The 4,608-nt window shown below is 50.3% G+C and carries 1 tRNA gene and 3 rRNA genes; all 4 read right to left on the reverse strand.

The window, feature by feature from the left end:
* Window position 1: 1 nt before the first annotated feature.
* Window positions 2–117 (reverse strand): 5S ribosomal RNA (rrf, locus tag D8805_RS09810).
* Window positions 118–194: 77 nt separating this feature from the next.
* A 23S ribosomal RNA gene (locus D8805_RS09815) occupies window positions 195–3,097 on the reverse strand.
* A 122-nt stretch (window positions 3,098–3,219) separates the two neighbouring features.
* Window positions 3,220–3,292 (reverse strand) — tRNA-Ala (locus D8805_RS09820).
* Between the two features lie 51 nt (window positions 3,293–3,343).
* Window positions 3,344–4,608, reverse strand: a 16S ribosomal RNA gene (locus D8805_RS09825); the annotation flags it as partial.

Here is a 4,608-nt window from a genome sequence, read left to right on the forward strand (position 1 = left end):
AGCTAAGCGACTTCCATATCTCACAGGGGGCAACCCCCAACTACTTCCGGCGTTCTAGGGCTTAACTGCTGTGTTCGGCATGGGTACAGGTGTATCTCCTAGGCTATCGTCACTTAACTCTGAGTAATACCTACTCAAAATTGAATATCTATCAAATAATTAGAAAAACCATACGCTAAGTTTTCTCAGTTACTTTGGATAAGTCCTCGAGCTATTAGTATTAGTCCGCTACATGTGTCACCACACTTCCACTTCTAACCTATCTACCTGATCATCTCTCAGGGCTCTTACTGATATATAATCATGGGAAATCTCATCTTGAGGTGGGTTTCACACTTAGATGCTTTCAGCGTTTATCCCTTCCCTACATAGCTACCCAGCGATGCCTTTGGCAAGACAACTGGTACACCAGCGGTAAGTCCACTCTGGTCCTCTCGTACTAGGAGCAGATCCTCTCAAATTTCCTACGCCCGCGACGGATAGGGACCGAACTGTCTCACGACGTTCTGAACCCAGCTCGCGTGCCGCTTTAATGGGCGAACAGCCCAACCCTTGGGACCGACTACAGCCCCAGGATGCGACGAGCCGACATCGAGGTGCCAAACCTCCCCGTCGATGTGAACTCTTGGGGGAGATAAGCCTGTTATCCCCAGGGTAGCTTTTATCCGTTGAGCGATGGCCCTTCCATGCGGAACCACCGGATCACTAAGCCCGACTTTCGTCCCTGCTCGAGTTGTAGCTCTCGCAGTCAAGCTCCCTTATACCTTTACACTCTGCGAATGATTTCCAACCATTCTGAGGGAACCTTTGGGCGCCTCCGTTACCTTTTAGGAGGCGACCGCCCCAGTCAAACTGCCCGTCAGACACTGTCTCCGATAGGGATAACCTATCCGGGTTAGAGTGGCCATAACACAAGGGTAGTATCCCAACAACGTCTCCTTCGAAACTGGCGTCCCGATCTCATAGACTCCTACCTATCCTGTACATGTGGTACAGACACTCAATATCAAACTGCAGTAAAGCTCCATGGGGTCTTTCCGTCCTGTCGCGGGTAACCTGCATCTTCACAGGTACTAAAATTTCACCGAGTCTCTCGTTGAGACAGTGCCCAAATCATTACGCCTTTCGTGCGGGTCGGAACTTACCCGACAAGGAATTTCGCTACCTTAGGACCGTTATAGTTACGGCCGCCGTTTACTGGGGCTTCAATTCATACCTTCGCGTTACCGCTAAGCACTCCTCTTAACCTTCCAGCACCGGGCAGGCGTCACCCCCTATACATCATCTTACGATTTAGCAGAGAGCTGTGTTTTTGATAAACAGTTGCTTGGGCCTATTCACTGCGGCTGACGTAAAGTCAGCACCCCTTCTCCCGAAGTTACGGGGTCATTTTGCCGAGTTCCTTAACGAGAGTTCTCTCGCTCACCTGAGGCTACTCGCCTCGACTACCTGTGTCGGTTTGCGGTACGGGTAGAGTATGTTTAAACGCTAGAAGCTTTTCTTGGCAGTGTGACGTCACTAACTTCGCTACTAAACTTCGCTCCCCATCACAGCTCAATGTTATAGATATAAGCATTTGACTCATATCACACCTCACTGCTTAGACAGACACTTCCAATCGTCTGCTTTAGTTAGCCTACTGCGTCCCTCCATCACTACATACTCTAGTACAGGAATATCAACCTGTTGTCCATCGGATACACCTTTCGGTCTCTCCTTAGGTCCCGACTAACCCAGGGCGGACGAGCCTTCCCCTGGAAACCTTAGTCTTACGGTGGACAGGATTCTCACCTGTCTTTCGCTACTCATACCGGCATTCTCACTTCTATGCGTTCCAGCACTCCTCACGGTACACCTTCTTCACACATAGAACGCTCTCCTACCATACCTATAAAGGTATCCACAGCTTCGGTAAATTGTTTTAGCCCCGGTACATTTTCGGCGCAGGGTCACTCGACTAGTGAGCTATTACGCACTCTTTGAATGAATAGCTGCTTCTAAGCTAACATCCTAGTTGTCTGTGCAACCCCACATCCTTTTCCACTTAACAATTATTTTGGGACCTTAGCTGGTGGTCTGGGCTGTTTCCCTTTCGACTACGGATCTTAGCACTCGCAGTCTGACTGCCGACCATAATTCATTGGCATTCGGAGTTTATCTGAGATTGGTAATCCGGGATGGACCCCTCACCCAAACAGTGCTCTACCTCCAAGAATCTTGATGTCGACGCTAGCCCTAAAGCTATTTCGGAGAGAACCAGCTATCTCCAAGTTCGTTTGGAATTTCTCCGCTACCCACAAGTCATCCAAGCACTTTTCAACGTGCCCTGGTTCGGTCCTCCAGTGCGTCTTACCGCACCTTCAACCTGCTCATGGGTAGGTCACATGGTTTCGGGTCTACGACATGATACTAAGGCGCCCTATTCAGACTCGGTTTCCCTGCGGCTCCGTCTCTTCAACTTAACCTCGCATCATATCGTAACTCGCCGGTTCATTCTACAAAAGGCACGCTCTCACCCATTAACGGGCTCGAACTTGTTGTAGGCACACGGTTTCAGGTTCTATTTCACTCCCCTCCCGGGGTGCTTTTCACCTTTCCCTCACGGTACTGGTTCACTATCGGTCACTAGGGAGTATTTAGGGTTGGGAGATGGTCCTCCCAGATTCCGACGGGATTTCTCGTGTCCCGCCGTACTCAGGATACTGCTAGGTACAAAGACTATTTTAAATACGAGGCTGTTACTCTCTTTGGCTGATCTTCCCAAATCATTCTTCTATAATCTTTGAGTCCACATTGCAGTCCTACAACCCCGAAGAGTAAACTCTTCGGTTTGCCCTCCTGCCGTTTCGCTCGCCGCTACTAAGGCAATCGCTTTTGCTTTCTCTTCCTGCAGCTACTTAGATGTTTCAGTTCACTGCGTCTTCCTCCTCACATCCTTAACAGATATGGGTAACAGGTAGTACCTGTTGGGTTCCCCCATTCGGAAATCCCTGGATCATCGCTTACTTACAGCTACCCAAGGCATATCGTCGTTTGTCACGTCCTTCTTCGGCTCCTAGTGCCAAGGCATCCACCGTGCGCCCTTATTAACTTAACCTTATTTTCTGACCTTTCAGTCAGTAACTCTTTTAATACTACAGCGTTTCGGTTTATTTTCTTGTTACTATTTGATATAGATATTCAATTTTCAATGTGCATTACTTGGTGATCTCTCACCAATGGAGCCTAGCGGGATCGAACCGCTGACCTCCTGCGTGCAAAGCAGGCGCTCTCCCAGCTGAGCTAAGGCCCCACAAGACCTCTCAAGACTAAACAAGACCAATGCGCAGTTCCTTATCCTTAGAAAGGAGGTGATCCAGCCGCACCTTCCGATACGGCTACCTTGTTACGACTTCACCCCAATCATCTATCCCACCTTAGGCGGCTGGCTCCTAAAAGGTTACCTCACCGACTTCGGGTGTTACAAACTCTCGTGGTGTGACGGGCGGTGTGTACAAGGCCCGGGAACGTATTCACCGCGGCGTGCTGATCCGCGATTACTAGCGATTCCGACTTCATGTAGGCGAGTTGCAGCCTACAATCCGAACTGAGACTGGCTTTAAGAGATTAGCTTGCCGTCACCGGCTTGCGACTCGTTGTACCAGCCATTGTAGCACGTGTGTAGCCCAGGTCATAAGGGGCATGATGATTTGACGTCATCCCCACCTTCCTCCGGTTTATTACCGGCAGTCTCGCTAGAGTGCCCAACTGAATGATGGCAACTAACAATAGGGGTTGCGCTCGTTGCGGGACTTAACCCAACATCTCACGACACGAGCTGACGACAACCATGCACCACCTGTCACCTCTGTCCCGAAGGAAAACTCTATCTCTAGAGCGGTCAGAGGGATGTCAAGACCTGGTAAGGTTCTTCGCGTTGCTTCGAATTAAACCACATGCTCCACCGCTTGTGCGGGCCCCCGTCAATTCCTTTGAGTTTCAACCTTGCGGTCGTACTCCCCAGGCGGAGTGCTTAATGCGTTAGCTGCGGCACTAAACCCCGGAAAGGGTCTAACACCTAGCACTCATCGTTTACGGCGTGGACTACCAGGGTATCTAATCCTGTTTGCTCCCCACGCTTTCGAGCCTCAGCGTCAGTTACAAGCCAGAGAGCCGCTTTCGCCACCGGTGTTCCTCCATATATCTACGCATTTCACCGCTACACATGGAATTCCACTCTCCCCTCTTGCACTCAAGTTAAACAGTTTCCAAAGCGTACTATGGTTAAGCCACAGCCTTTAACTTCAGACTTATCTAACCGCCTGCGCTCGCTTTACGCCCAATAAATCCGGACAACGCTCGGGACCTACGTATTACCGCGGCTGCTGGCACGTAGTTAGCCGTCCCTTTCTGGTAAGATACCGTCACAGTGTGAACTTTCCACTCTCACACTCGTTCTTCTCTTACAACAGAGCTTTACGATCCGAAAACCTTCTTCACTCACGCGGCGTTGCTCGGTCAGACTTCCGTCCATTGCCGAAGATTCCCTACTGCTGCCTCCCGTAGGAGTCTGGGCCGTGTCTCAGTCCCAGTGTGGCCGATCACCCTCTCAGGTCGGCTATGTATCGT

It is taken from the genome of Streptococcus oralis subsp. dentisani (assembly GCF_003944205.1).
GTDB lineage: Bacteria > Bacillota > Bacilli > Lactobacillales > Streptococcaceae > Streptococcus > Streptococcus oralis_BH.